Source organism: Liquorilactobacillus ghanensis DSM 18630, from assembly GCF_001435235.1.
Classification (GTDB): domain Bacteria; phylum Bacillota; class Bacilli; order Lactobacillales; family Lactobacillaceae; genus Liquorilactobacillus; species Liquorilactobacillus ghanensis.
The window spans coordinates 1-23,313 of the sequence record NZ_AZGB01000005.1 but is presented as its reverse complement, the minus strand read 5'-3'; the positions used below and the strand labels follow the sequence as shown (position 1 = coordinate 23,313).

Below are 23,313 nucleotides of genomic sequence, written 5' to 3'. Positions count from 1 at the left end.
CCCGTTATTTCTCATCATGTTAAATTTCTTTCTTGAAGCCATTTTATCACTTGCTTTTCTAAAGCGCCAATTCCTTGTGAATTGTCAATTACTGTATCTGCCAATTGATCTCGTTTCTTACCTGACATTTGAGTAGCAATTCTTGCTTGAGCCGCCGCCGTTGTTAACTGATCCCGCTGCTGCAAACGTTGTAATTGCAGTTTTAACGGTAAAGTCACGCTCAGTGTTTCATCACACCAAGTTTGATAACCAGTTTCAAATAATAGCGGTATCATTAAAACAACTAATTTTACCTGTTGCTGCTGCAATTTTGCTAACTGTAGCTTTAACTCACGGCGAATTAAAGGAGCCGTAATGGCAGTCAATTTTTTTAAATCATCTGGATTGGAAAAAACAATTTCACCTAACTTTTTTCGATTCAATTGTCCAGTAGTCGTTAAAATTTTAGTACCAAACACTTGCGTAATCTGCTTCAAGCCAATTGTTCCCGGAACAACAACTTGACGCGCAATTTGATCGGCATCAATAATCTCAGCACCATTTTCTGAAAGAATTTTAGCAACAGTTGATTTTCCAGAAGCAATTCCACCCGTTAAACCTAAAACATAGGTCATTTGATCACCTGCTGACAATTTGGGCAAAAATGAGTTCCCCGCTGTGCTACCCGAATTTTCACAATCTGACTGCCACAACGCTGACAAGGCTGCCCTTGTCTTCCATAAACGTGCAAATCAAATTGAAAATTACCGGAATGTTCAAATGCATCTGTATAGCTACGAACAGTTGTTCCACCAGCTTTTACAGCAGCAGTTAGTTCAGTAATTATCTGCTGACGCAATACCGAGATCTGTTTGACTGATAATTTGGCTGCCGGCGTCAATGGATGAATCTTACTTAACCACAAAACTTCATCAGCATAGATGTTTCCCAACCCCGCAACTACTGTTTGATCCAACAAAACTGCTTTAATTGCTTTTTTCTTATTAGCCAATTTCTGCACAAAATCTGGCAAAACAAATTGATCACTCAAAGGTTCCGGTCCCAACTTTGCCAAATTAGGCAATTGTGCAATTGAATTGGTTTTTACCAACTGCATCCGACCAAATTTTCGAACATCATTGTATCTCAGCTGCAAACCATCCGTAAAGGAAAAAACTACATGTGTATGTTTTTCGAGTGGCTTATCAGCTGATTTAACAAAATATTTTCCTTCCATTCGCAAATGCGAAACCATCGTCACTCCCTGATTGAAATTAAATAATAAAAACTTACCACGGCGTCCAATTGATTCAATTTTTTTATTTTGTAGTTGTTGCGCAAATTCCAACGGATCGCCGACAACTATTTTAGGATAGATTACTTTTACTTGCTTAATTGTTTTGTTTTTAATTAATTTTACTAAACCACGACGAACAGTTTCTACTTCTGGCAACTCTGGCAAACTACATTTCTCCTTTTATTTAGCATCAAACCATGTATCTCCGTAAGCACTCTCCACTTTTAACGGCACAGCTAGTGAAACAGCACTGTCCATGATCTTGGGCACCAATTTCTCTAGAATCGAAACTTCAGCTGCTGGAGCTTCAAAGATAAGTTCATCATGGACCTGTAACAGCATTTTTGCTTGCAAATGCTGTTCTTTTAAAGCTCGTTGCATCCGAATCATTGCAACTTTAATAATATCGGCTGCGCTTCCTTGAATCGGAGTGTTCATCGCCGTTCGTTCAGCAAACGAACGTAAATTATAATTACGACTTTTAATTTGCGGTAGATAACGGCGCCGCTTAAAAATTGTTTCAACGTAGCCTTGTTCTTGAGCAACAACTACAATTTTTTTCATATACTCATGCACTCCAGGAAAAACTTCAAAATACTTGGCAATAAAACTTTTGGCTTGTGCCCGAGAAATTCCAATGTTTTGCGACAAACCGTAATCACTAATACCGTAAACAATCCCAAAATTAACAGCTTTAGCCTGGCGGCGCATATTTGGCGTTACTTGATCAGCATCACTTAAACCAAAAATTTGCATGGCCGTATTTGCATGAATATCAACTCCGTCTTTAAATGATTGCTGCATATTTTGGTCTTGTGAAACATGGGCCAATACGCGTAACTCAATTTGCGAGTAATCAGATGAAAAAATTTGCCATCCCGGTTGAGTTGGAACAAACGCTTGGCGAATTTTTCGCCCTTCCGCCAATCTGATTGGAATATTCTGCAAATTAGGATCGACTGAAGACAACCTGCCGGTAGCTGTCAGCGTTTGTGTATAACGCGTATGTACCTTTTGATCTTTCGGTGAAATAACTTTTAACAGTCCAGTTACATAGGTAGATTGTAGTTTGGCAATTTGGCGATAATTTAAAATATTATCAACGATCGGCGCCATTCCTCTTAGCTTTTCTAAAACATCAACGGCTGTCGAGTATCCCGTTTTAGTTTTTTTGATAACTGGTAATTTCAGTTTTTCAAATAAAATAACTCCCAATTGCTTAGGTGAATTTAAGTTAAACTTTTCTCCGGCTTCCTGATAGATCTGTTCCTCAAGTTCACTAATTCGTTCTTTAAACTCGCTGTCCATCGCCGTTAGCCGCTGCTGATCGACCTTAATTCCAGCAATTTCCATTTGTGCTAAAACTAATGATAATGGCCGTTCAATTTTTAAATATAAATCAAGCTGCTGATTGGTCTGTAATTTTTGCCATAAAGGTGCTTTTAACTTATCAATTGCCAAAACCTTTTGCGCCAAATGCTGAAAAAGAACTGCGTCATCACTTGGAATTTGATATTTGGCTCCGCGACCATAAAATTCTTCATCACTTGCAACTGCTTGGTAACCATGCTGCTGCGCCAATTTTCCTAAATCGTTGCTGTTATCGCTGGTATCCAACAAGTAAGAAACTAGTAGTAAATCAAAATCAATCGCTTGCAAATCAATTCCTAAACGCTTCAATCCTACCAAAGTCCGTTTACCATCAAACAGATTAACTTGTGTCTGCTCGCTTTCCAGCCAGTTTTTTAATGGCGCAGCTTGCAGTAACTTACTATCTCGAGCAGCATAAAACTTTTGATCAACTAAAAATGCAAAACCGACAAAAGGCGCTGTATGATAGTTATCGCCGCTCATTTCTAAATAAAAACTAACAGATTGTGGTCGTTGCGGCAATTTTTTTAAATCTTCTGCCCGTAATTGTTCAACTTGCACTTGAACCTGAGCTTCTGTCACTTGATTTTCAGGCTGTAATTCAGTTAAAAAGCTACGAAAATCCATTGCCTCAAAAAAATCCAGCAATTCTGACTGCTTTTTACCTTCCCACTTTAAATCGTTCAATTCAACTGTAACCGGTGCATCTTGCCTAATTTGTGCTAAATCCCGACAAAGAAATGCCGTTGCTTTATCTTCAATCAAGTGCTCTTTCATTTTAGAAGCCTTAATTTCATCTAAATGTTCGTAAATCCCAGCTACTGAACCGAACTGATGTAATAAACGTAAGGCAGTTTTTTGTCCCACTTTGGCAACACCTGGATAATTATCCGAATTATCACCAGCTAAGCCCTTTAAATCAACAATTTGTTGTGGTGTTAATTCATATTTTTCTTTTACGTGAGCTGGTGTATATAATTCTACTTCGCTGACACCTTTTTGAGTAACTGCAACCGTTGTTTGTTCAGTCGCCAATTGCGTCAAATCTCGATCACCAGTTACAATGGTCACGGAAAAACCATTTTTTTCTGCTTTTTGAGCTAATGTTCCAATAATATCATCGGCTTCATAATCAGTAAGTTCATAACTAGTAATTCCGTAACCTGATAATAATTTTTTGAGATAAGGAAATTGTTCGCTTAATTCACTGGGAGTTTTAGATCGGCCACCCTTATAATCAGCATACTTTTTAGTCCGAAAAGTTTTCTTGCCGGCATCAAAAGCAACCAAGATATGAGTTGGCTGAACTTGAGTCAAGATATTATCCAACATTTTTTTGAAACCATAAATCGCATTCGTGTGAAGTCCATCATGATTTACAAACCTATCTAAGGATTGATGCAAAGCAAAAAAGGCTCTAAAGGCTACGCTGTTGCCGTCGATCAATAATAATTTCTTCGCTTTATCCATTTTGTTAACTCCTTCAATATCTGCTAAATTTATTTTAACAGAGATATATCGTAAGTAACAGCTTATCGCTAAAAACCAAGCGCTGTCTCCATTCAAAAAACTTGCAGCAGCATATATTATTGCGAACAAATTTTAGCTCTTAATTATTCTAATGATTCAACAAAAATTATCGTTTATCTGCTTGATCGGTGAGTTCGCTTGATTTTTTTGTGAAAATAAAATCCAGCAAACTAAAAAAGCAGCCTAAAATCAGACTGCTTTCGTTCTAAATAAACTAATTAATTTTTACTAAAGCCACCAAATATATTTAACAAACTAATAAATATATTAATGAAATCGAGATAAAGCTGTAAAGCACCCATCATAGCCAAATTATTTTCATTTACCTGACCACTTGTCTGCATATAAAGCTGCTTGAACTTTTGTGCATCCCAAGCTGTCAAAGCAGTAAAGATAATCACACCGATAAACGAGAAGACAAATTGAATCATGGCACTCTGAAGAAAAATGTTGATTATCGAAACAACCACTAATCCAATTAATGCCGCCAAAGCTTGCGTACCAATCCTTGACAAATCACGTTTAGTAATTGATCCAATTGCCGTCATCGCAATAAACACTGAAGCTGCACCGATAAAGGCCATCGTTACATCTGTACCAGTATAGGCCGTCACGATAATGCCGAAGAACAAACCTTCAATTACCGCAAAGGAAACTAAACCAGTGGCTGTCATTAGTGGAGAGCGATCCGCTTTAAATGACATTCCCAAAACAATTATAAATTGAACTCCAAACAACAACCACATCAAGAAACTATGCTGAGCAATTGTTGTCATAACTTGTGCATAAAATACTTTTGCAACTAAGTATGCTACAACAGCCGAAATAGCAACCGCTCCAGCCATGAATGCATACATTTTAGTCAAAAAACCATTTAAACCAGCTTTTTCTGGATTAATTACTACTCTTTGCCCATTATTATCCATTTACTTCACCTCTATTAAAATTCTACTCGAAAAGCTCTAACTTCTCAACTTTTATGCCAAATTACTTTGCCAAATTTAACATTGCTTAGCAAGTACACTACTTTAAATTACTTTGGTAGTATTTTAGCATAGTTATCAGGCAATCTCAAACTTTTAAACAGATCATTTAAAAATAAGCAAGCCATTTTAATATTATGGCTTGCTTATTTAGCTGGATATTAATTATTTTTAAAGCTCAAATTGCTTAATAAACGTTCATAAGCATACTCATATTTTTGAATATCACCAGCACCCATGAATACCACGACCGCATCATGGAAATCAAGCAACGGCGACATATTATCTAATTTCAGTACCTCACCGCCCTTGGTGATTTTGCTGCCAAGATCATCACTGGAAACATTCCCATTATGTTCACGAATGGAACTAAAAATATCGGTCAAAAATACCTTATCCGCCAAATTTAGACTAGTTGCAAAATCGTCCATCAAAGCAATTGTACGGCTAAACGTATGTGGTTGAAAGACAGCAATAATTTCTTTTTTAGGATATTTCTGCCGAGCAGCATCTAAAGTAGCCTTAATCTCTGATGGATGATGAGCATAATCATCGATAATTGTCATATCGGCAACTATTTTTTCGGTAAAACGCCGCTTTACTCCCTTAAAACTCAGTAGTTCACGTTTGATTTCATCTTGCGGAACAGCTTCACAATAAGAAACTGCAATTACCGCTAAACTGTTTAGCACATTATGTTCACCAAACAATGGAATTTGATATGTACCCAAGAATTGCTTTTCGCGATAAACATCAAAAGTTGAACCTTTAGTTGTCCGTTTAATGTTTACAGCTCGAAATTCATCATCTTCACTAGTCCCATAATAATGGACCGGTACCGGTGCTTTTAAATTCCGCAGATATTTATCTTCTCCCCAAGCAAAAATTCCCTTTTTGGTTTGGCTTGCCAAAGTAGTAAAAGCATCAAAGACATCTTCAATTCCAGTAAAATAATCTGGATGATCAAAATCAATATTGGTCATGATTACATAATCTGGATGATATGCAACGAAATGACGGCGATATTCATCAGCTTCAAAGACAAAGAATCTTGAGTTAGGCACGCCCTTGCCAGAACCATCACCAACTAAATAGCTAGTAGCTGAAACACCACTTAAAACATGGGCTAATAAGCCAGTAGTACTGGTTTTCCCATGTGAGCCGGCAATTCCAATACTAGTATTTTCAGCAATAATTTTTTCAACCATTGCCGGATAACTGAAGATTTTTAAGCCTAACTCATGAGCCCGCTTAATTTCTGGATGGTCTGATCCAAAAGCATTACCTTCGATAATTGTTAACCCTGCATGAATATTTTTTTCATCAAACGGTAAGATCTTAATCCCGGCTTGCTCTAATCCACGCTGGGTAAAAGTATATTTTTCAATATCAGAGCCAATGACTTTAAGACCTTTATCATGTAATAAAAGAGCCAATGAACTCATCCCTGTACCTTTAATACCAACAAAAAAATAGGTTGTGTCTGCATTCATGATAATTTATCCCCTTTACCTATGTTTAAACCCTTGCTTAGTTTAACATAAAATTTCGCATAAATGTGTTAAGCTTTACGGTAGCTACTCATTTTCCAAATCCGATTCTTTCAAAAAAACCTGGCGTGGTTTGGAACCACGTGCTGCTGAAATGTAACCACGTGCCTCTAATTCATCAATCAAACCAGCTGCACGATTATAACCAATCGAAAAAACCCGCTGCAATTTAGAAGTTGAAGTTGTTTCTTCATTTACTAAATACGCCATTACTTGCGGAAATAACTCATCTTCACGTTCTTGAGCTTGAACTTGGGCTTTTAAGCCAGCCGGATCAAAAGAATAATCTGGTTGCTGCTGTTCTTTTAAATAATCAGTAACTTGATCAATTTCGTCACCAATGTAAGTTCCTTGCAAACGCAACGGCTGACTTGAACCATTTCCTAAGTACAGTAAATCTCCTTTGCCCAATAGCCGCTCTGCTCCTGAAGTATCTAAAATTGTCCGCGAATCAGTTTGGCTTGCAACCATAAACGCAATTCGTGTCGGAATATTATTTTTTATCGTTCCGGTCACAACATCAACACTTGGCCGCTGGGTAGCAACTAGTAAATGAATCCCGGCTGCTCGTGCTTTTTGTGTGATCCGGGCAATATAATCCTGAACATCAGCAGCTGCAACCATCATTAAATCAGCCAATTCATCAATTACGATTACAATATATGGCAACTGCAAACCATAATCCCCATGTGCAGCAGCTTTTTGATTATAGCTCTCCAAATTACGAACCCCCGCTGCTGCTAATCGCTGATAGCGCTGTTCCATTTCTTCGACGACCCATTTTAAGGCTGCTGACGCGGCCGTCGGATCAGAAATAACCGGAGCTAATAAATGCGGCAGGCCTTGATAAGGCGCCATTTCAACGGTTTTGGGATCGATCAACAATAATTTAACCTGATTCGGGGTTGCTTTATATAATAAAGATACTAATAAACTATTGATAAAAACCGATTTTCCAGAACCGGTTGCCCCCGCAATTAAACCATGCGGCATCTTACGCAGATCCATCACCCGCGGCTGGCCGAATAAATCTACTCCCAAAGCAACAGTTAATGGAGAGGCAGCCGTTTTAAAGGCACTGGATTGCAAAACTTCTTTTAACATCACTGGACGGGAATGAAGATTAGGAATTTCAATTCCAACGGTGCTCTTACCCGGGATCGGTGCCTCAATTCGAATATCTCTGGCAGCAAGTGCCAATTTCAAATCATCTACCAGATTGGTAATTTTGCTGACTTTGACTCCACGCGCTAAACTAACTTCAAATTGAGTAACTGTCGGTCCAATTGTCCAATCGCTAACACTAGCTTGAACTCGAAAAGATTTTAGTGTTTCATTTAAAACATCAATTTCTTTCAAGACCCACTCATCCATTGAATCATCATTTTTATCAATTGGCATTGGTAATAAATCTAAAGATGGAAAATGATATTCAATTGCATGTTTACTTGAATTGTCAGCTGTTGTAGTCGTTGATAAGTTGTTTGTTGCTGTTGACTGTGCCTTAGCAGCTGCAGTCGAAATTTGCTTGTCAGCTGGTTTAGCAGCTAGTAGTTGTTCTTTAGCTACCGCTGCAGTGACTGTCAAATTTGCTTTCGATTTTGAATTTTCTCTTTGAACAGCTGATTTATCAGTTGTTGCTAGTGTCTTTTTTTCTGTTGCAGCAGCTGAATCAACTGCTGCAATTTGTTCAAAATCAGCCTTTTTGGGTACTGCTTTAACAGTTTGAACCGTCTTTTCTTGATGATAATTTCCTGTAGTTTCACCTGAACTCATTTGCTGATTGTTTTTTTCGCTAGTGTTGACATCAGCCTTTTGACTACTGGTAACCATTGGCAATTTCGGTTGCTCATCAACAAGTGCTGCTGAGGAGTCAGAATTTTTAACTGACAGTTTATTTTCAACCACTGTTGTTGTTTTTTGCTCGGGTTGATTAACGTTTGTTATCATTCCTTTTTTCGGTGCAACTGTTTCGGTCGATTCTGGAACAGTTGCTGTAATTGTCTCAGTCGAACTATCTTCTAGTTGATCTAAGTCAATCAAATTAGACTCTGTAGTATTTTCTGTTGTAAACAACAGATAACTTGACTGAGTTTTTTGCAAGTCTTGGATCAAGTCTTGATATTTTCGGCGTCGATAATGATCCGTTAACGACTGCAAAGATGGTGGCACATAACTTGGGTGAAAAATATGTGAATTATTTTTTTTTGTAGTTTTTTCAACCGTATTATTATTTTTACTTGACTGATAACTGTGAATGAAGCTCGTTTGTTTTGGCAGCTTCTTTTTTGAACGATAAAAAGCCGGTCCATCATAATGCTTCATTAATAAATTCCTCCAATAACTTCTTTTTGCTTTACCGTAAAACAAACTGACTACTCAGTCTTAATCATTTTATCATAACAGTAAAACAACTGAACAACCAATCAGGCTGTGACAAAAATAATTGCCGCAGCCTGATCAATTAAAAATATTAAACTCAATTTATTTCAAGTTAGTCAGCTTGCTGGACCCAAAATCAATTTTTCCAAATAAAAGCCGAGCAACTTACAGATTATTTGACTGCTTGGTGTTTCGCTAAATCAAATGGCGTCCCCGGTTGATATTCATCAGCTGGTAAAACTAAAATCCCCCGTTTTTGCGGTGCATTTGGCAAGCCTAATTCCCGAGCTGAACAAATCATCCCTGCGCTAGCTACTCCGCGCAATTCACCCGGCCAAATAATTTCGCCGTTAGGCATCATCGCTCCCGGTTCTGCCACAACTACTATTTGACCAGCAGCCACATTAGGTGCCCCACAGACGATTTGCAATTTATGTTGATCTTCAACTTGAACTTGAGCTACATGCAGGTGATTTGAGTTAGGATGATCTTCGAGTTTTTCAATCAAGCCAACAACAAAGCGCGGTCGCTGATCAAACTTCACTTCGGTGTTAAAACCAGCTTGCTGCAGTGCCGCATTCAAACACTGTAATTGCTCGTTATTCAACTGTATGCGACCATTTCCAGTCAAATTAGGCAATAATTCCGAAGCATGTAAAATATTGTAGCCAATTGGTTGGCCACTAACCGAATCTGAAAACTGAATAATGTTATTTTTTTGGCTAATTTTTTGTTCGGAAACATCAGCCGCTAAAACAACGAGTAAAATATCTCCTAATTCTGTAGGATTATAACAGGTGATCAACATTAACAAAAACTCCTCTTACATTAAACTGACTGTGTTAAAAAATTTTCAACTTCTGCTTTAGTTTTCCGATCTTTATTGACAAACCGATCAACTTCCTGACCATTTTGATACACTACAAAACTAGGGATTCCCATAATTCCCATTTCTTGGCAAAGATCGATATTTTCATCACGATCTACTTTAATAAATTCGAACTGTGGAAAATCTTTTTCAATTTCTGGCATTGCTGGTTTGATAAATTGACAATCTGAGCACCATCCAGCTTCAAAGAAAAAAACATAATTTCCCTTACTGAATTTTTTTTCGAGGTTCGTCAAATCAATTTTTTCTAATTTTTTCATTTAAATGACCTCCATCTGTATTTATTTTATTATAAGACAAGCTACTGCTAAAATAAAAGTAACTGAAACAATTATTATTCAAGCTTTCTTAACTCATTGTTTAATCAATTGTGCTATACTCAGCATATAACTAACTAATAAAGGAGGTCTTCCAAATGAATATCAAAAGCAGAAGTTTCTTTCCATTATTAATTGGAACCATTGCCGGGTTCATTAGCGGTTTACAAGCTAGCGGATTTCTTCACCAGTCTGAACGACTTACTCCGCAGCAAATCTTGTCTCGTGTTCGCCAAGAATTTCAGAGAGAAACACCGATTCAAGATTCATGGATCAGTACGCGCCCCGAACCTTTCCAAAAGTTTGCCCTCAAAACTTTTGTTTATCACGGTGGTGTCTCCAGATTGGAAGATCAGCAATTGATTCAATACGACTTTTTAGCTGATGCAACTACCGGTAGTGTATTGGAATTGAAACGCAATAACTTCAATGCTCAGTTGAGCAATTAAACCTTGCAGTCACCTTGTAAATCGGCTGACCTTTTTGGCTGAACTTAGCTTCATACTCAGTTAAAACATTATTCTCGTTTTCCTCACTTTGATGAAGATTCAGCCAAACTCCAACAAAATACATGCCAAAATTATTCATACTTTGCAGTGAAAATTCAAATAATCCTTGATTATCAGTTTTAAACTCAATTTGACCATTTTTAACAAGAACTTGGCGATATTGTTGCAAAAAAGTGTGATAAGTAAGCCGACGTTTGGCTTGCTTTTTTTTAGGCCATGGATCAGAAAAATTAAGATAAATTCCTGTAATCTCATTTTCAGCAAAAAATTCCGTTAACAATCGCCCATCACCAACAATTAGCTGTAAATTTGGCAACGGTGCTGATTGCGCCAACAATTTTTTTAAAACGATCGCCGCAACTGTTGTTTGAACTTCCATCCCAAGATAATTATTTTCTGGATGTTGTTTAGCCATTTCAATAATAAAATTTCCTTTACCCATGCCGATTTCCAAATACAGCGGTGCTGACCGAGAAAAACGACTTTGCCAAGTTCCCTTTAATGCTGCCGGATCAGTCACAATTAAATCTGGATTGGCAGCAATCAGCGGCTTGGCCCAAGGCTTATTACGTAAACGCATTGCTTGCTTCCTTCTTTCAGGTTAAATTAATTAATTTGTAAATAAAAAGCGGCGCATATTCAGTTCGAACATGTCCACTTTAATGAGAAATTAACTGATTAAGAATTTATAAATCAATAAAATGTTCTTGTTTAACTAACTCTGCTAAATCTAATATGTCTCGGTTCATTTCAAAGAAACGACCACGCTGATGAAATTCTTTAATTTCCAGCAATAAATTCAATAACCCATACCATTCCAATCGCTGCTGCAATTGTGGAGTTGCTTGGACTTGGTATTTTTCAAGTAGCCAAGTTTGCCATTGCTGACGTGGAACATATTGACGCATTAACATACTTAAATCCAGTGCTGGATCAGCTAAAGAAGCTGATTCCCAATCAACCAGATATAAACGTCCACTATCCGATAAAAGCCAGTTTTTGTGATTCAAATCACCATGACTGACACGATAATCCTGCCATTTAAGTTCCGGTTGCTGTGAACGCAAACGGTTGGCAACTTTTTTCAATAACGGATGCTGTCGTAGATCGCTACTCAGTCCGCGGAAATACTCGCTTAACAGATCGCTTGGAAAAACATAAGTTCCGCCTACTTGTTTCAACATTTTTTTCAACAATGCTGAACTGTGGATTTTGGCTAATAATGCCGCAACATTTTTTTGCGGCATCTCAGTTTTACTTAAACAACGGCCGTTCAACCATTCTTGAGCCGTCAATGTATCCCCAGTTGAAATATGTTTTGTCCATACCAATCGCGGCGTAATTTCTTCAAGTGATAACGCTGCTAAAAAAGGTGAAGTGTTCCGTTTAATGAACAGCTTTTGATGTTCTTTAATACCCATATAAGCCATTCCGGTACTACCGCCAATTGGTCTGATCTGCCAGCCATCATTTAATCTAAGATCCATTATGGCCAGTCCCCTTCTACATGTACACCTAACTATTTCTAAGTCTACAAATCTCTTTTCTGAGTGTCAAGCATTTTTTCTGAGGTGCGCCCGCCAGAAAGGTTTGCTCAGTATCCAAACCTCAACTAAACCCAAGCCGAGCTGCAAAACCAAGCCTTCCAGTGAAAAGTAAGCCGCTTGTCCACTAACGATACCAACAACTAACGCCAACAATAAGACTTTTTGCAACAATTTACTAAATGCTGCACTTCGTTGTGCCAACGTCAAAGGATATAAATGAATAAACACATTTTCTTCAAAAACATTGAACAACGGAAATAGCTGAAAACCAATTAAGTACATTCCAATCAAAATAACTGCCGTCTGCAACCAAAAATTATGAAACATTACTTCTAAAAAGATCATCAGCAACAGTAATCTTATATATAATCCACTATACTCACTGCGACGTAAAAAACTACGAATAAATAAGAAATCAAATCCATTAGTTGTTTTATCTGCTGACGGTAACCAACGATCAAACCAGCGTAATCGCCAAATGCTTCCCTTAACTTGGGGCACATCGATAAATAAATTAATCAAACGATAAACTGCCTGCAGCCGCTGCTGCTCAGCAGTGATCATCAACTGCCAGGCAAAAGCAGCTCTTTGCCGTTGCCTACTGATTTGCCAACTTAAATAAACTACCCCAATCATCACTACTAACAAACTACCAAAATTCTGCCAGTAAATCAGCCAACTTAAACATACCAGCGGGAACAGCCAATGTCCAAAGAAACGCCAACTGGTTTGAGCAAATTTGGGTTGATAAGCTTGAGCAAAATCTAATTGCTGCCAACAAAATTTAAGCAGTAATTGTTGCACCACTAAAACACCCGCTAACCAACTATCCCAGTGAAGTCCTTGTAACAGTAACGGTAAAGCTATGATCCAACCAAGCAATTGAATGAAACTGCCCCTGACAAAAGAATATCTAAATGACCGGCGCAAATACACTGGCAGTTGATATTCAAGCGGCGATAAAAAAACAATATCCGCCGGTTTCAGTAAGGTAGCCGAACGCCCCAGTTGCAGCCAAAGCAACAAACCAATGATTACTGCTGGTCTTTCCCACCAAAGTGGTGTAGCCGGTAAATTTCTTACTAAATTAGAATAGGCTAATGCTATCCCACCTGCAAAAAACAGTAAAGCAATGATGAAATGATCATTTAACACATACTTTGAGTATTTTAATAAGAAAGATTGATAGCTTTGCTTGCGTTTCTTCCACAAATCATTCATCATAACGATCTTCCTCGGTCAATGCAAAATAAATATCATCTAATTGATTGCTGGTAATTCCAGCCTGTTGCCGTAACTTAGCTAGATTCCCTTGAGCCTTAATTTTCCCAGCATGTAATAAAATAAAATAATCACATTCGGTCTGAGCCGTACTTAAAACATGGGTCGACATTAAAATTCCAGCCCCACGCTTTTTTTCAGCCGCAATCAAGTGTAACAAATCTCTGGTAGCCAACGGATCTAGTCCCAAAAAAGGTTCATCAATAACATAATAATTACTATCATTTAAAAAAGCACAGACAATCATCACTTTTTGCCGCATTCCCTTTGAAAATTTAGCTGGGAACCAGTCTAATTTATTGTCTAATCGGAAAATTTTTAATAGTCTTTCAGCTTTTTTCCAAGCTTGCTGTCGATTCAATTTATAAGCCATGATCGTTAAATCCAAATGCTCGCGCAAAGTCAATTCGGTATATAAAACCGGCATTTCCGGAATATATGCCAGACTTTGTTTATAAGCTTGCGGATTCTGTTGCAAACTAACCTGATCAATCATAATTGTACCTTGCTGTGGTCGCAACAAACCAATGATATGATTAATTGTTGTCGATTTTCCAGCTCCATTTAATCCAATTAAACCGACAATTTGTCCCGGTTCAACTTGAAAAGAAATATTTTTTAGAACCGGGATCTGTGAGTAGCCTCCAACTAAGTTTTTAACTTCTAATGACATAATGTAAATCCCTTCTGAAAATTAGATTTATCTGACTGCTGTTCAGCAACTATCTACTTGATAGTGTATACTAAAATAAAAGAATTAGAAAGAAGGTCCTATTTTATGGATGATTGTATTTTTTGTAAAATAATTGCTGGTGAGATACCTAGTATTCCAGTTTATGAAGACGAAGCAGTCAAAGCCTTTTTGGATATCTCGCAAGGAACCCCAGGTCATACTCTCTTGGTACCGAAAAAGCACATAGCGGATATTTTTGCTTACGATGAACAGCTGGCTAAAACTGTTTTTTCACGGTTACCAAAAATTGCTCGGGCGATCAAAGCCAGCAATCCAGCAATCAAAGGAATGAATATCATCAATAATAATGGAAAAATTGCTTACCAGTCGGTATTTCATTCACATATTCATCTAATTCCACGGTACAGTGAAAATGATGATTTTAAAATGATTTTTAAAGATAACTCGGAAAAATACTCTACTGAACAGTTGCAACAAATTGCCCAGACGATTAAAAATCATTTGGAGGATTAATTATGAAACATAAACGATTAATTGGTCTTTCAGCCGGCATTATTTTAGGTGGCATTTGGTTGTACCAACAGCAACAAAAACAGCCAACAACTTTTGAAACAAAAGACACTGAAGAGTTGGTTGCTGAAATGCACCGTATTCAAACTGCCATCCGCAAAATTAAACAATTGAGCGAACAATTGGCTGAGCAATTAAACAACCAAAAATTTTCTAGTGAACTAGCACAAACCTTAGCTGAATATCAACTTCAAATTGAGCCAATCTTAAATAAAATTCAGCAGCTAAGTCAAAAATTTCAGTAAGCATTTTTTTTAAAATTGAATAAAGAATGAAATTTTTGGTAAATTTTGCCTTTTTGGCTATCCAAATCTAATCAGTGTGTTATAGTAATAACCGTTAGCTTTCTTTAAGTTTAAATAATCAGAATAGGATGTGTTTATAGGAATGAAAAAATGGCTACTAGCAGCAGCTGGACTTTTATTGACCGTAACAACTTTGAGTGCCTGCTCAAAAACAGTTGCTACAACTTCAGGTGGCAAAATCACTGAAAGTGAATACTACGACAGCATGAAGAAAACATCATCTGGAAAACAAATTTTGGAACAGATGATTCTTGATAAAGTCTTGGAAAAACAATATGGCGACAAGGTTTCACAAAAAGAAGTTACCAGCCAGTACAATGCTTATAAAAAGCAATATGGTTCTTCTTTCTCATCTGTGTTGTCGCAAAACGGCATGACCGCTTCTAGTTTCAAAAAGTCAATTCGTTCAAATCTTTTGTTAAAAGAAGCAGTTAAGGCTAACGAAAAAGTAACTCACAAACAGTTAGTTAAACAGTGGAAGAGTTATCAGCCGAAGACGACTGTCGCACACATCTTAGTTGCTAAAAAGTCAACTGCTGAAGATATTATTAATCAGTTAAATAAAGATCAAGGGAAAAACTTTAGCCAGTTAGCTAAAAAATATTCAACTGATTCTTCAAGCAAAAATAAGGGTGGAAAATTAGCAGCCTTTGATAATACGGATTCTTCATTAGACTCTACCTTCAAAAAAGCAGCCTTTGCTTTAAAACAAGGCGAGTATACTAAGACACCGGTTAAGACTAGCTATGGATACCATGTCATTAAATCTATTAAACACCCAGCCAAAGGAAAAATGTCTGATCACACAGCTGAACTCAAAAAACAGATTATTAATAATGACATGAACGATTCAACTGTTTTACAAAGTGTAGTTGCTAAAGTCCTTAAGAAAGGCAATGTTTCGATCAAGGATAATGACTTGAAAGACATTTTGTCAAACTACCTTTCAAGCTCCACCAGCTCAAGTTCAAGTAATTAAAACTAATTTAAATTAAGTTAATGATTTAAAACCAGCAATCAGTGATAAGATTACTGGTTTTTTATTTTGAATTGCTAAATTCAATTTTATAATTATTACTTGCATCCCTATGCTGATTTCTTGATTCTTAATCTCAAACACTGATTACTCTAAATTACAAAGAAGCTGTCTGTTTTATTCAAACAGGCAGCTTCTTACATACACAGCATTAGATTATTAAAAATCAACAGATCTATTTTGATGAATTATTGTCCAACTGTGGTCGATAAAAATTGCGACCATCCATCCCAAAAATTTTTTCCGAAAACTCGCCTGGAGCAGTATGTTCCAAAACACCTGACAGCATCTGAATCGAAGCATCGATTTGATCAATTTGATGTAAAACCTCCGCCTCTAGTAAATGTGGTCTGATTGGAGATCCATATTCCAATAAACCATGATGCGATAAAATCAAATGCCGCAGCAACAAAACGTCTTCCGTATTTTCATCAATTTGCAATTCATGGCATGCCAACACAATTTGTTCATCAATCAAAACAATATGACCAATCAAATTTCCGGCTGTCGTATAGCTGGTTGCTACCGGCCCTGAAAGCTCGATCGTTTTGCCCATATCGTGCAAAATCACACCAGCATAAAGTAAGGGAGCATTAATTACTGGATACTCGTGCGCAATAGCTTGCGCCAAGCGCAGCATGGATAAGCTATGATACGCTAAGCCTCCCGTAAAAGCATGATGATTTTTTTTAGCTGCTGGATAAGTAAAAAATTGCTGATGGAATTTTTTCAATAAGAATCTAACTATCCGATTCCAATCAGGATTAGTAATTGCAAAAACTATTTGATTAATCTCATCATCCATTTGAGCAGCCTTCAGCGGTGCTCGTTTGACAAAGGCTGCTGGCTCATGCGGTTCAGCCGTTGTCGCCAAGCGAACAAAAAACAGCTTAATTTGCGGATTTCCTTGATAGATTTCACGTTTACCTTTAATCAACACAACTTTCCCCGGTTGAAAAGCTGCGATTTCTTTATCACTGGCATCCCAAAATTTAGCACTTATCTCACCCGAAGAATCAGCCAGCATAAAAGCAATAAATTTTTTACCATTTTTAGCAATTCGGACATTAGCGGACTTTATCAGTACAAATAACTCTAGTTTTTCATCTACTTGATAATCATAAATCTTCTTAACACTCATCTAAATCCCCCCTTGTAAATTCTGATGGGATTTTTGATAATCTTTTGATTCTAATCTTGATAAAGTTCATTAATTGGTTTAAACATAATTTGATTAACTTCGTCCATTAATTTTGCTAATTGTTGTTCTTTTGTCATTAATTCCATAATAGCTGGATTTTTTTCGACTTGTTCGCCTAATTTTTTAAGTTCTTCTAAATCACTATCTTTCAAACTACCATCAGCTTGTTTTTTCTGAAATTCAACTTGCCGTTTTTGGAATTTCTTAAACATCGTAAAAGCTAACGGGTCTTGCTTCAGACGAGCATAAGCTCCCTTCAAAGCTATAAACTCATCTGTCTTTCTTAAATCTTCTTCCAGCTGATTTGCTGTATCATAGATATTGATCATTGTTTCTCCTCCAATAGTTAATTTTTGGGTAGAACATTGTACTTCATAATTCTAACACTTTTCAAACAAAAAACCGTTCTTAATTATCTCCCAAAAATACTTTGTAATTTTTGTTTGCCTTCACTGAAAAGTTCAGCCGCTTTCGCCTGTGCTTCTTTAGCGGATTGTGAGACATTATCTTTAAGATTCTTGCCGGCATTTCCCACATCGTTCCAAAAGTCACTGCCACTATTTGCTTGAGTTGCTGTTACCCGGGAAGCAGCACTTTTAACTTTAAAACTAGTTCCCTTCGTATACGGCAAAATTCCTTCCATTTCCGTCTTGAACAATGCTGATCCACCACGAGTTCCTTCATCAAGCAATGAATATTTATTTGAATCAAAACCTACCCAAGTTGCTAAAACTACATCCGGTGTATATCCAATATACCAGTGATCACGATCGGCCGTTGAACCCGAAGCACTTTGAGTCGTGCCAGTTTTTCCAGCAATCGTATAGCCACTGGGCTTGGCATTGACGCCAGTCCCATCATTATATACATCCATCATCATGCTGGTCATTTCGTCAGCATTTTTTTTGCTTAAAACTCTTTTAGTTGAAGTCTGCGGATTATTAACGATCACCTTACCAGAAGCATCTACAATTTTAGTTATTAGGTACGGTGAATGCAAATTGCCGCCATCAGCAAAAGCCGTGTAAGCACTAGCCATTTGGTAAGGCGACTCACCTTTTTTCAATCCTCCCAGAGCTAAACTCAAATTATTGTCACTTGAAGTTACATTCAAGCCAAATTTTTTAGCCATATCATAACCGCGCTGGACACCAATTTTATTCAATAACCAAACAGTTGCGGCATTTTTACTCTCAGCTAAAGCCTTATACATCATAATCTTGCCGGTATACTCGTTATCATAATTATGTGGTGTGTATTTATTTGTACCATATGAACGCAATTCATCTTGTAAGTAAGAGTCATAATGATACCCAGCTGACAAGGCTGGCGCGTAAACCGCAATCGGTTTAAGCGTTGAGCCAGGAGAGCGGATTAACTGGGTTGCTCGATTATAGCCGCGAAAAACATGAGAACCAGAACGACCACCAATCAAAGCAGCCACCCCACCGGTTTTAGGATCAAGAGCTACTGAAGCGCCTTGAGCTTGAGTACCATCTGCTGCATTATAAGGGAACAATTCACTATTAGTATAATCAGCTTGCAGTTGTTTTTGATAATTTTGATTTAACGCTGTATAAATTTTATAACCGCCATTCATAATCTCGGTTTCACTTAGACCATATTTTTTTATCGCTTCATTGATTACAGCATCAAAATAATAAGGGTATTTATAACCAGACTGATAATGATATTGATCATCGGTTACCATTGCCGTTTGCTGGTAGTTTTTAGCTTCGCTGGCAGAAAGTTTATTATTTTCGACCATTAACTGTAAAACGGTATTTCTTCTTTGCTTAGAAGCTTGCGGATGATCTAATGGATTATACCCACCCGGATCTGTCAACATACCAGCTAAAGTTGCTGCCTGCGCAACACTCAACTGACTAGCATGAACCCCAAAATATTTCAAAGAAGCATCCTCAACGCCCCATACCCCATTACCAAAATAAGCATTATTTAAATACATTGTTAAGATTTCCCGCTTCGTATACTCGTTTTCAACTTGCATTGAAATAAAGATTTCCTTAGCTTTACGTGAGAAAGTCTGTTCTTGGGATAAGAAAGCGTTTTTGACCAACTGTTGCGTTAAAGTACTACCGCCACCGCTAATATAGTTTCTTCCTAACAATTTATTACGAATATACAATAAACCGGCACGAGCAATTCCTTTAAAAGAAAATCCGTATTCGTGATAAAAATTACGATCTTCAGTTGACAAAACTGCATTTTGCATATTAACTGATATTTGATTTAGTGGTTTCCAAGTTCCTTTTTGTGAATATAAATAACCAGCTTGTTTACCCTGATAATCATAAATTTCTGTAGACTGTTCCAATTCTGCTTTTAAATTTCCAACTTTGGCAGTCTTAGCCACATAAACTAAATAACAACTGGCAATTAAAAACAAGCTTAAAAAACAAATTAAAATTATGCGCCCTACACAATATTGCTTGCATTGTTTGTGTAACCAACTTAGCAATGGGTGCAACCAGCGCTTAAATGCTCTCCAGCCCTTTTTCAATACGGAATTTTCTTTCATTTCTGTTATATCAATCCTTAATTACAATCAGTAAGAATAAAACCACTATTCAGATTGCTGCATATGATTTAAAAATATTTGATTTACTTGAGCTGCTGCTTGTTCATCTCGACTAATAATAATAATCGTATCATACCCAGCCATTGTTCCAACAACTTCCGGCAATTCTAAATCATCAATAATTGCCGTCAAAACATTAGCACTATGTGGCAGTGTCTTAACAACATTTAAAAATTGCACTTGGGTCGCTTCAATTACCATTTCGGTAATATTCGCGTAAAGCTGTTCTTTTTCTGAAACGGGATCATCTTTAAAAACAGCATAATGCAATTTACCACTAATTCCCTGTTCTTTGACGATTCGCAACTCACGAATATCTCGTGAAATAGTTGCTTGGGTTGCTTTAATTCCTTTCTGTTTTAAAGCTTGCATCAATTCTTCCTGGTTTGAAATCTCCTGTTGTGAAATCAATTGTTCGATTGTTGCCTGCCTAATTTCTTTTTTCATTTTCATCCCTCGTATTTTTTTCTAATTATAACAAAAAAAGCAACAGCTTTCGAACCACCGACTTGAATTAGCACAATAATTAAAAATTATTTATTATTCAAGTAATTCTATGCGGTTCCAAATTAATTTCTTGTTTTAATTGTTCTAAAAATGCTGGTTTTAAAATCAACAAATGCCCACGATTTTCAACCATACCCTCTCGCCGTAACTGACTGATCGTTTGACTAACTCTTTCACGAGTCGTTGCAGCTGACAAAGCAATTTCATAATGATTTATCCATCTTGGGAAAAAAGATGACCCATCAGCTTGGCGATCACCAAATTCACGGTTAAACAAATATATTACTCGTTTGGCTCTTTCGCAGGCATTAGTTACTGGAAATACACATCGCATTGAAACTGCAAAATAAAAATGCCAATTAATTTTGCTTAACAATATTTCGTCGATTTGAACATGATTTATTCTAAGCTGCTCAAACATTTCAGTCGTCAAAATCAAAGACTTGCCACTAGTTTTGCCAATTAAATAAACATCTAAATATTCACTTAGGTTTTTATCAATGAAAGGATAGTGTTCTTCTTCTTTTAAGAAAAACACTGAGTAACCCTCGCCATTAGCATGAAATCTTTTGCAGACTAATTTTCCTTCTAAAACAATAATGACATTTTTGCCTAAATCAAGCTTATTATTAATACATTCTCCCTTTTTAAAACTTTGTAAACGAGCATTTTTAATAAACTCTTGCTGCATTTTTTTATCAAGCAAGTTAAAAAATTCCAATTTTTCAACTGTAAGTCGATTTTCAGTGTTATTTATCATAAAATGTTCCTCCAGCCCTTTTATATATAAAATATTATCAAAAAGCAGGCCACTTGGAAACCCTTTTCATAATTTTACTAATATTTTTTCAAATAAATTAAGGCTAATTACTCAATCACCATCCTTTTTAAATATAATTACCAAAAAAAGCAGCTTGAAAAGCTGCTTTTAAGAAAACATTCTAAAAGTTGTTATTACATTTCGTCAGGAGCTGCTACACCTAATAACCGTAACGCTTCCTGCAATACAATTGCAACACTTTTAACCAATGCTAAACGACTGGTTAATTGATCATCTTGCTCCAAAACTCTAGTATGTGCATAATACTGATTAAAAGCCTTTGCCAAATGAAGTGCATATTTAGCAACCACTGATGGTTCGTATTCTTTAACTGCTCGTTGAATAATCATCGGAAAATCATTCAGTTGTTTAAGCACACTCCAAGTGTCAGCAGTTGGTGCGATGGCTATGTTGGCAGTTGCAGCGGCTGGTTTGGCATCTAACGCTTGTGCTTTACGTAAAATACTTTGCGCACGTGCATGCGAATACTGAACATAAGGACCAGTTTCTCCTTCAAAACGAACAACCTCATCCAAGTTAAAATCGAAATTATTTAAACGTTCATTTTTAAGATCATGGAAAATAACCGCACCCACACCAACTTCTTCGGCAACCGCTGCCTTGTTTTTAAGTGATGGATTTTTTTGTTCGATCTGCTGCTGTGCTAATTCCACAGCATCATCCAGTACTTTTTCTAATAAAATTACCCTGCCAGCTCGAGTTGAAAGCTTATGACCTCCTTGGGTAATTAAACCAAATGGAATGTGATGTACTTGATCAGCCCAATCTTCACCCATTTCTTTTAAAACTGCTTTTAATTGTTTAAAATGATTGGTTTGTTCATTGCCAACAACATAAAGTGACTGAACAAAATTATAAGTCCGCTTGCGATATAAAGCTGCTGCTAAATCACGAGTAATGTAAAGTGTTGCTCCATCTGTTTTTTTGATTAATGCTGGATTCAAATCATATTTGCTTAAATCAACAATTTGGGCTCCTTGACTTTCCTTAAGCAACTGCTTTTTTTCTAAAATTTCAACAATTTCTGCCATTTTATCATTATAAAAAGCTTCGCCATTATAAGAATCAAATTCGACATGCAGCCGTTGATAAACTTTCATAAAAGTTTGTAATGAAACCTCACGGAACCATTTCCATAACTTAATTGCTTCCGGATCTCCAGCTTCTAGTCGTCTGAACCAAGCCCGAGCCTCATCATCTAATTCAGGATGATCGACATCTTCTTGATGAAAACGAACATAATAAGCCAATAATTTATTGATCGGATCAGCTTTGACCTCAGCTTCGGAACCCCATTTTTGGTAAGCTGTAATCAACTTACCAAATTGTGTTCCCCAATCACCTAAATGATTAATCTTAATCGGATGATAATTTACTTTAGTTAACAAATAAGCTAAAGAATTACCAATCACTGTTGAACGTAAATGTCCCATCGACATTGGTTTAGCAATATTAGGTGATGACATATCAATCGGAACATTACCACCATGCCCTAAATCTTGTTCACCATAAGCTGCTTGTTGCTGTAAAACCGTTTTTAAAATCTGCTCACCTAATTGCTGTTTATTTAAAAAGAAATTCAAATAAGGACCAACAGCTTGTACTTTTTCAAACTTAGACTGATCAATTTTTTCTGCCAAATCAGTTGCAATTTTGACCGGCGACTGATGCAGTGACTTCGCTAAGATAAAGGTAGGAAAAGCCAAATCTCCCATTTGGTCGTTCTTAGGTATTTCCAGTAAAGCGGTCAGTTGTTCAGCTGTTAACTCAATTGGTAATACTTGTTGAAGACTACTTACTACTTGTTTTTTAAAATCCATCATGCCACTCCTTGCCTTATTCATAAATTCTTTCGAACGATTAAAACAATCATAACCACCCGTCAAACGGGTGGTTTGCTCTAGGGCTATAAGCCCTATGTA

General features: G+C 36.9%; 22 protein-coding genes. 4 read left to right on the top strand and 18 right to left on the bottom strand.

Annotated features, from left to right (window positions below; all coding sequences use genetic code 11):
• Positions 1-14: 14 nt before the first annotated feature.
• The 8 genes from coaE to FC89_RS01715 form a co-directional block, all read right to left on the bottom strand.
• Positions 15-614, bottom strand: coding sequence for a dephospho-CoA kinase (gene coaE / locus FC89_RS01750; RefSeq protein WP_057870832.1), 600 nt, complete (start codon positions 612-614; stop codon positions 15-17).
• Complete coding sequence (gene mutM, locus FC89_RS01745) at positions 611-1,441, bottom strand: DNA-formamidopyrimidine glycosylase (RefSeq protein ID WP_057870831.1); 831 nt, start codon at positions 1,439-1,441, stop codon at positions 611-613. Before mutM ends, coaE begins: the two co-directional genes overlap by 4 nt.
• A gap of 15 nt (positions 1,442-1,456) precedes the next feature.
• The gene (gene polA / locus FC89_RS01740; protein WP_057870830.1) at positions 1,457-4,117 is read right to left on the bottom strand and encodes a DNA polymerase I; all 2,661 of its coding nucleotides are present in this window, start codon (positions 4,115-4,117) and stop codon (positions 1,457-1,459) included.
• Between the two features lie 278 nt (positions 4,118-4,395).
• Complete coding sequence (locus FC89_RS01735; protein ID WP_057870829.1) at positions 4,396-5,103, bottom strand: Bax inhibitor-1/YccA family protein; 708 nt, start codon at positions 5,101-5,103, stop codon at positions 4,396-4,398.
• 218 nt (positions 5,104-5,321) lie between these two features.
• Positions 5,322-6,653 carry a UDP-N-acetylmuramate--L-alanine ligase gene (gene murC / locus FC89_RS01730; protein ID WP_057870828.1) on the bottom strand — a complete coding sequence of 444 codons (1,332 nt, stop codon included), beginning with the start codon at positions 6,651-6,653 and terminating at the stop codon, positions 5,322-5,324.
• Positions 6,654-6,737: 84 nt separating this feature from the next.
• Complete coding sequence (locus FC89_RS01725; RefSeq protein WP_057870827.1) at positions 6,738-9,035, bottom strand: DNA translocase FtsK; 2,298 nt, start codon at positions 9,033-9,035, stop codon at positions 6,738-6,740.
• Between the two features lie 229 nt (positions 9,036-9,264).
• Positions 9,265-9,900 (bottom strand): YtpR family tRNA-binding protein, encoded by a 636-nt coding sequence (ytpR, locus tag FC89_RS01720; RefSeq protein WP_057870826.1) that lies wholly within the window; start codon positions 9,898-9,900, stop codon positions 9,265-9,267.
• 20 nt (positions 9,901-9,920) lie between these two features.
• On the bottom strand, positions 9,921-10,241 hold the full coding sequence (locus tag FC89_RS01715) for a thioredoxin family protein (protein ID WP_057870825.1): 321 nt from the start codon (positions 10,239-10,241) through the stop codon (positions 9,921-9,923).
• A 155-nt stretch (positions 10,242-10,396) separates the two neighbouring features.
• Between FC89_RS01715 and FC89_RS01710 the strand changes: the two genes are divergently transcribed.
• Positions 10,397-10,747 carry a hypothetical protein gene (locus tag FC89_RS01710; protein WP_057870824.1) on the top strand — a complete coding sequence of 117 codons (351 nt, stop codon included), beginning with the start codon at positions 10,397-10,399 and terminating at the stop codon, positions 10,745-10,747.
• Here FC89_RS01710 and trmB read toward each other — a convergent pair.
• The 4 genes from trmB to FC89_RS01690 all read right to left on the bottom strand — a co-directional run bounded on the left by trmB (position 10,725) and on the right by FC89_RS01690 (position 14,308).
• Positions 10,725-11,387 (bottom strand): tRNA (guanosine(46)-N7)-methyltransferase TrmB, encoded by a 663-nt coding sequence (gene trmB, locus FC89_RS01705; RefSeq protein WP_057870823.1) that lies wholly within the window; start codon positions 11,385-11,387, stop codon positions 10,725-10,727. The genes FC89_RS01710 and trmB overlap by 23 nt on opposite strands.
• Before the next feature lie 106 nt (positions 11,388-11,493).
• A complete protein-coding gene (locus FC89_RS01700; RefSeq protein WP_057870822.1) occupies positions 11,494-12,294 on the bottom strand; it encodes a phosphotransferase family protein in 801 nt (266 codons plus the stop codon).
• A gap of 66 nt (positions 12,295-12,360) precedes the next feature.
• Positions 12,361-13,578 carry an ABC transporter permease gene (locus tag FC89_RS01695; RefSeq protein ID WP_083485380.1) on the bottom strand — a complete coding sequence of 406 codons (1,218 nt, stop codon included), beginning with the start codon at positions 13,576-13,578 and terminating at the stop codon, positions 12,361-12,363.
• Entirely contained in the window at positions 13,568-14,308 is a 741-nt protein-coding gene (locus FC89_RS01690; protein WP_057870820.1) for an ABC transporter ATP-binding protein, read from the bottom strand. The genes FC89_RS01695 and FC89_RS01690 overlap by 11 nt, the downstream gene beginning before the upstream one ends.
• 105 nt (positions 14,309-14,413) lie before the next feature.
• On the opposite strand from FC89_RS01690, the gene FC89_RS01685 reads away from it, so the two are divergent.
• The 3 genes from FC89_RS01685 to FC89_RS01675 all read left to right on the top strand — a co-directional run bounded on the left by FC89_RS01685 (position 14,414) and on the right by FC89_RS01675 (position 16,183).
• A complete protein-coding gene (locus tag FC89_RS01685; protein WP_057870819.1) occupies positions 14,414-14,842 on the top strand; it encodes an HIT family protein in 429 nt (142 codons plus the stop codon).
• 2 nt (positions 14,843-14,844) lie between these two features.
• On the top strand, positions 14,845-15,144 hold the full coding sequence (locus tag FC89_RS01680) for a phosphoenolpyruvate-utilizing N-terminal domain-containing protein (protein ID WP_057870818.1): 300 nt from the start codon (positions 14,845-14,847) through the stop codon (positions 15,142-15,144).
• Between the two features lie 142 nt (positions 15,145-15,286).
• Positions 15,287-16,183, top strand: coding sequence for a peptidylprolyl isomerase PrsA (locus FC89_RS01675; RefSeq protein WP_057870817.1), 897 nt, complete (start codon positions 15,287-15,289; stop codon positions 16,181-16,183).
• 232 nt (positions 16,184-16,415) lie between these two features.
• Here the strand turns inward: FC89_RS01675 and FC89_RS01670 are convergent, their stop codons facing one another.
• From FC89_RS01670 to argS, 6 genes are all read right to left on the bottom strand, one after another.
• Complete coding sequence (locus FC89_RS01670) at positions 16,416-17,381, bottom strand: 3'-5' exoribonuclease YhaM family protein (RefSeq protein WP_057870816.1); 966 nt, start codon at positions 17,379-17,381, stop codon at positions 16,416-16,418.
• 50 nt (positions 17,382-17,431) lie between these two features.
• Complete coding sequence (locus tag FC89_RS01665) at positions 17,432-17,770, bottom strand: YlbF family regulator (RefSeq protein WP_057870815.1); 339 nt, start codon at positions 17,768-17,770, stop codon at positions 17,432-17,434.
• An 83-nt stretch (positions 17,771-17,853) separates the two neighbouring features.
• On the bottom strand, positions 17,854-19,983 hold the full coding sequence (locus tag FC89_RS01660; protein WP_057870814.1) for a PBP1A family penicillin-binding protein: 2,130 nt from the start codon (positions 19,981-19,983) through the stop codon (positions 17,854-17,856).
• A 45-nt stretch (positions 19,984-20,028) separates the two neighbouring features.
• Positions 20,029-20,490, bottom strand: a complete 462-nt coding sequence (locus FC89_RS01655) for an arginine repressor (protein ID WP_057870813.1) — start codon at positions 20,488-20,490, stop codon at positions 20,029-20,031.
• 97 nt (positions 20,491-20,587) lie between these two features.
• Entirely contained in the window at positions 20,588-21,310 is a 723-nt protein-coding gene (locus tag FC89_RS01650; RefSeq protein WP_057870812.1) for a Crp/Fnr family transcriptional regulator, read from the bottom strand.
• 194 nt (positions 21,311-21,504) lie between these two features.
• Positions 21,505-23,211 carry an arginine--tRNA ligase gene (gene argS / locus FC89_RS01645; RefSeq protein WP_057870811.1) on the bottom strand — a complete coding sequence of 569 codons (1,707 nt, stop codon included), beginning with the start codon at positions 23,209-23,211 and terminating at the stop codon, positions 21,505-21,507.
• Positions 23,212-23,313 lie beyond the last annotated feature (102 nt).

Bases quoted from the DNA above. Each gene is read 5' to 3' on its own strand.
- coaE (WP_057870832.1), bottom strand. From the start codon at position 614: ATGACCTATGTTTTAGGTTTAACGGGTGGAATTGCTTCTGGAAAATCA.
- polA (WP_057870830.1), bottom strand. From the start codon at position 4,117: ATGGATAAAGCGAAGAAATTATTATTGATCGACGGCAACAGCGTAGCC.
- FC89_RS01735 (WP_057870829.1), bottom strand. From the start codon at position 5,103: ATGGATAATAATGGGCAAAGAGTAGTAATTAATCCAGAAAAAGCTGGT.
- murC (WP_057870828.1), bottom strand. From the start codon at position 6,653: ATGAATGCAGACACAACCTATTTTTTTGTTGGTATTAAAGGTACAGGG.
- FC89_RS01725 (WP_057870827.1), bottom strand. From the start codon at position 9,035: ATGAAGCATTATGATGGACCGGCTTTTTATCGTTCAAAAAAGAAGCTG.
- ytpR (WP_057870826.1), bottom strand. From the start codon at position 9,900: ATGTTGATCACCTGTTATAATCCTACAGAATTAGGAGATATTTTACTC.
- FC89_RS01715 (WP_057870825.1), bottom strand. From the start codon at position 10,241: ATGAAAAAATTAGAAAAAATTGATTTGACGAACCTCGAAAAAAAATTC.
- FC89_RS01710 (WP_057870824.1), top strand. From the start codon at position 10,397: ATGAATATCAAAAGCAGAAGTTTCTTTCCATTATTAATTGGAACCATT.
- trmB (WP_057870823.1), bottom strand. From the start codon at position 11,387: ATGCGTTTACGTAATAAGCCTTGGGCCAAGCCGCTGATTGCTGCCAAT.
- FC89_RS01700 (WP_057870822.1), bottom strand. From the start codon at position 12,294: ATGGATCTTAGATTAAATGATGGCTGGCAGATCAGACCAATTGGCGGT.
- FC89_RS01695 (WP_083485380.1), bottom strand. From the start codon at position 13,578: ATGATGAATGATTTGTGGAAGAAACGCAAGCAAAGCTATCAATCTTTC.
- FC89_RS01690 (WP_057870820.1), bottom strand. From the start codon at position 14,308: ATGTCATTAGAAGTTAAAAACTTAGTTGGAGGCTACTCACAGATCCCG.
- FC89_RS01685 (WP_057870819.1), top strand. From the start codon at position 14,414: ATGGATGATTGTATTTTTTGTAAAATAATTGCTGGTGAGATACCTAGT.
- FC89_RS01680 (WP_057870818.1), top strand. From the start codon at position 14,845: ATGAAACATAAACGATTAATTGGTCTTTCAGCCGGCATTATTTTAGGT.
- FC89_RS01675 (WP_057870817.1), top strand. From the start codon at position 15,287: ATGAAAAAATGGCTACTAGCAGCAGCTGGACTTTTATTGACCGTAACA.
- FC89_RS01670 (WP_057870816.1), bottom strand. From the start codon at position 17,381: ATGAGTGTTAAGAAGATTTATGATTATCAAGTAGATGAAAAACTAGAG.
- FC89_RS01665 (WP_057870815.1), bottom strand. From the start codon at position 17,770: ATGATCAATATCTATGATACAGCAAATCAGCTGGAAGAAGATTTAAGA.
- FC89_RS01660 (WP_057870814.1), bottom strand. From the start codon at position 19,983: ATGAAAGAAAATTCCGTATTGAAAAAGGGCTGGAGAGCATTTAAGCGC.
- FC89_RS01655 (WP_057870813.1), bottom strand. From the start codon at position 20,490: ATGAAAAAAGAAATTAGGCAGGCAACAATCGAACAATTGATTTCACAA.
- FC89_RS01650 (WP_057870812.1), bottom strand. From the start codon at position 21,310: ATGATAAATAACACTGAAAATCGACTTACAGTTGAAAAATTGGAATTT.
- argS (WP_057870811.1), bottom strand. From the start codon at position 23,211: ATGGATTTTAAAAAACAAGTAGTAAGTAGTCTTCAACAAGTATTACCA.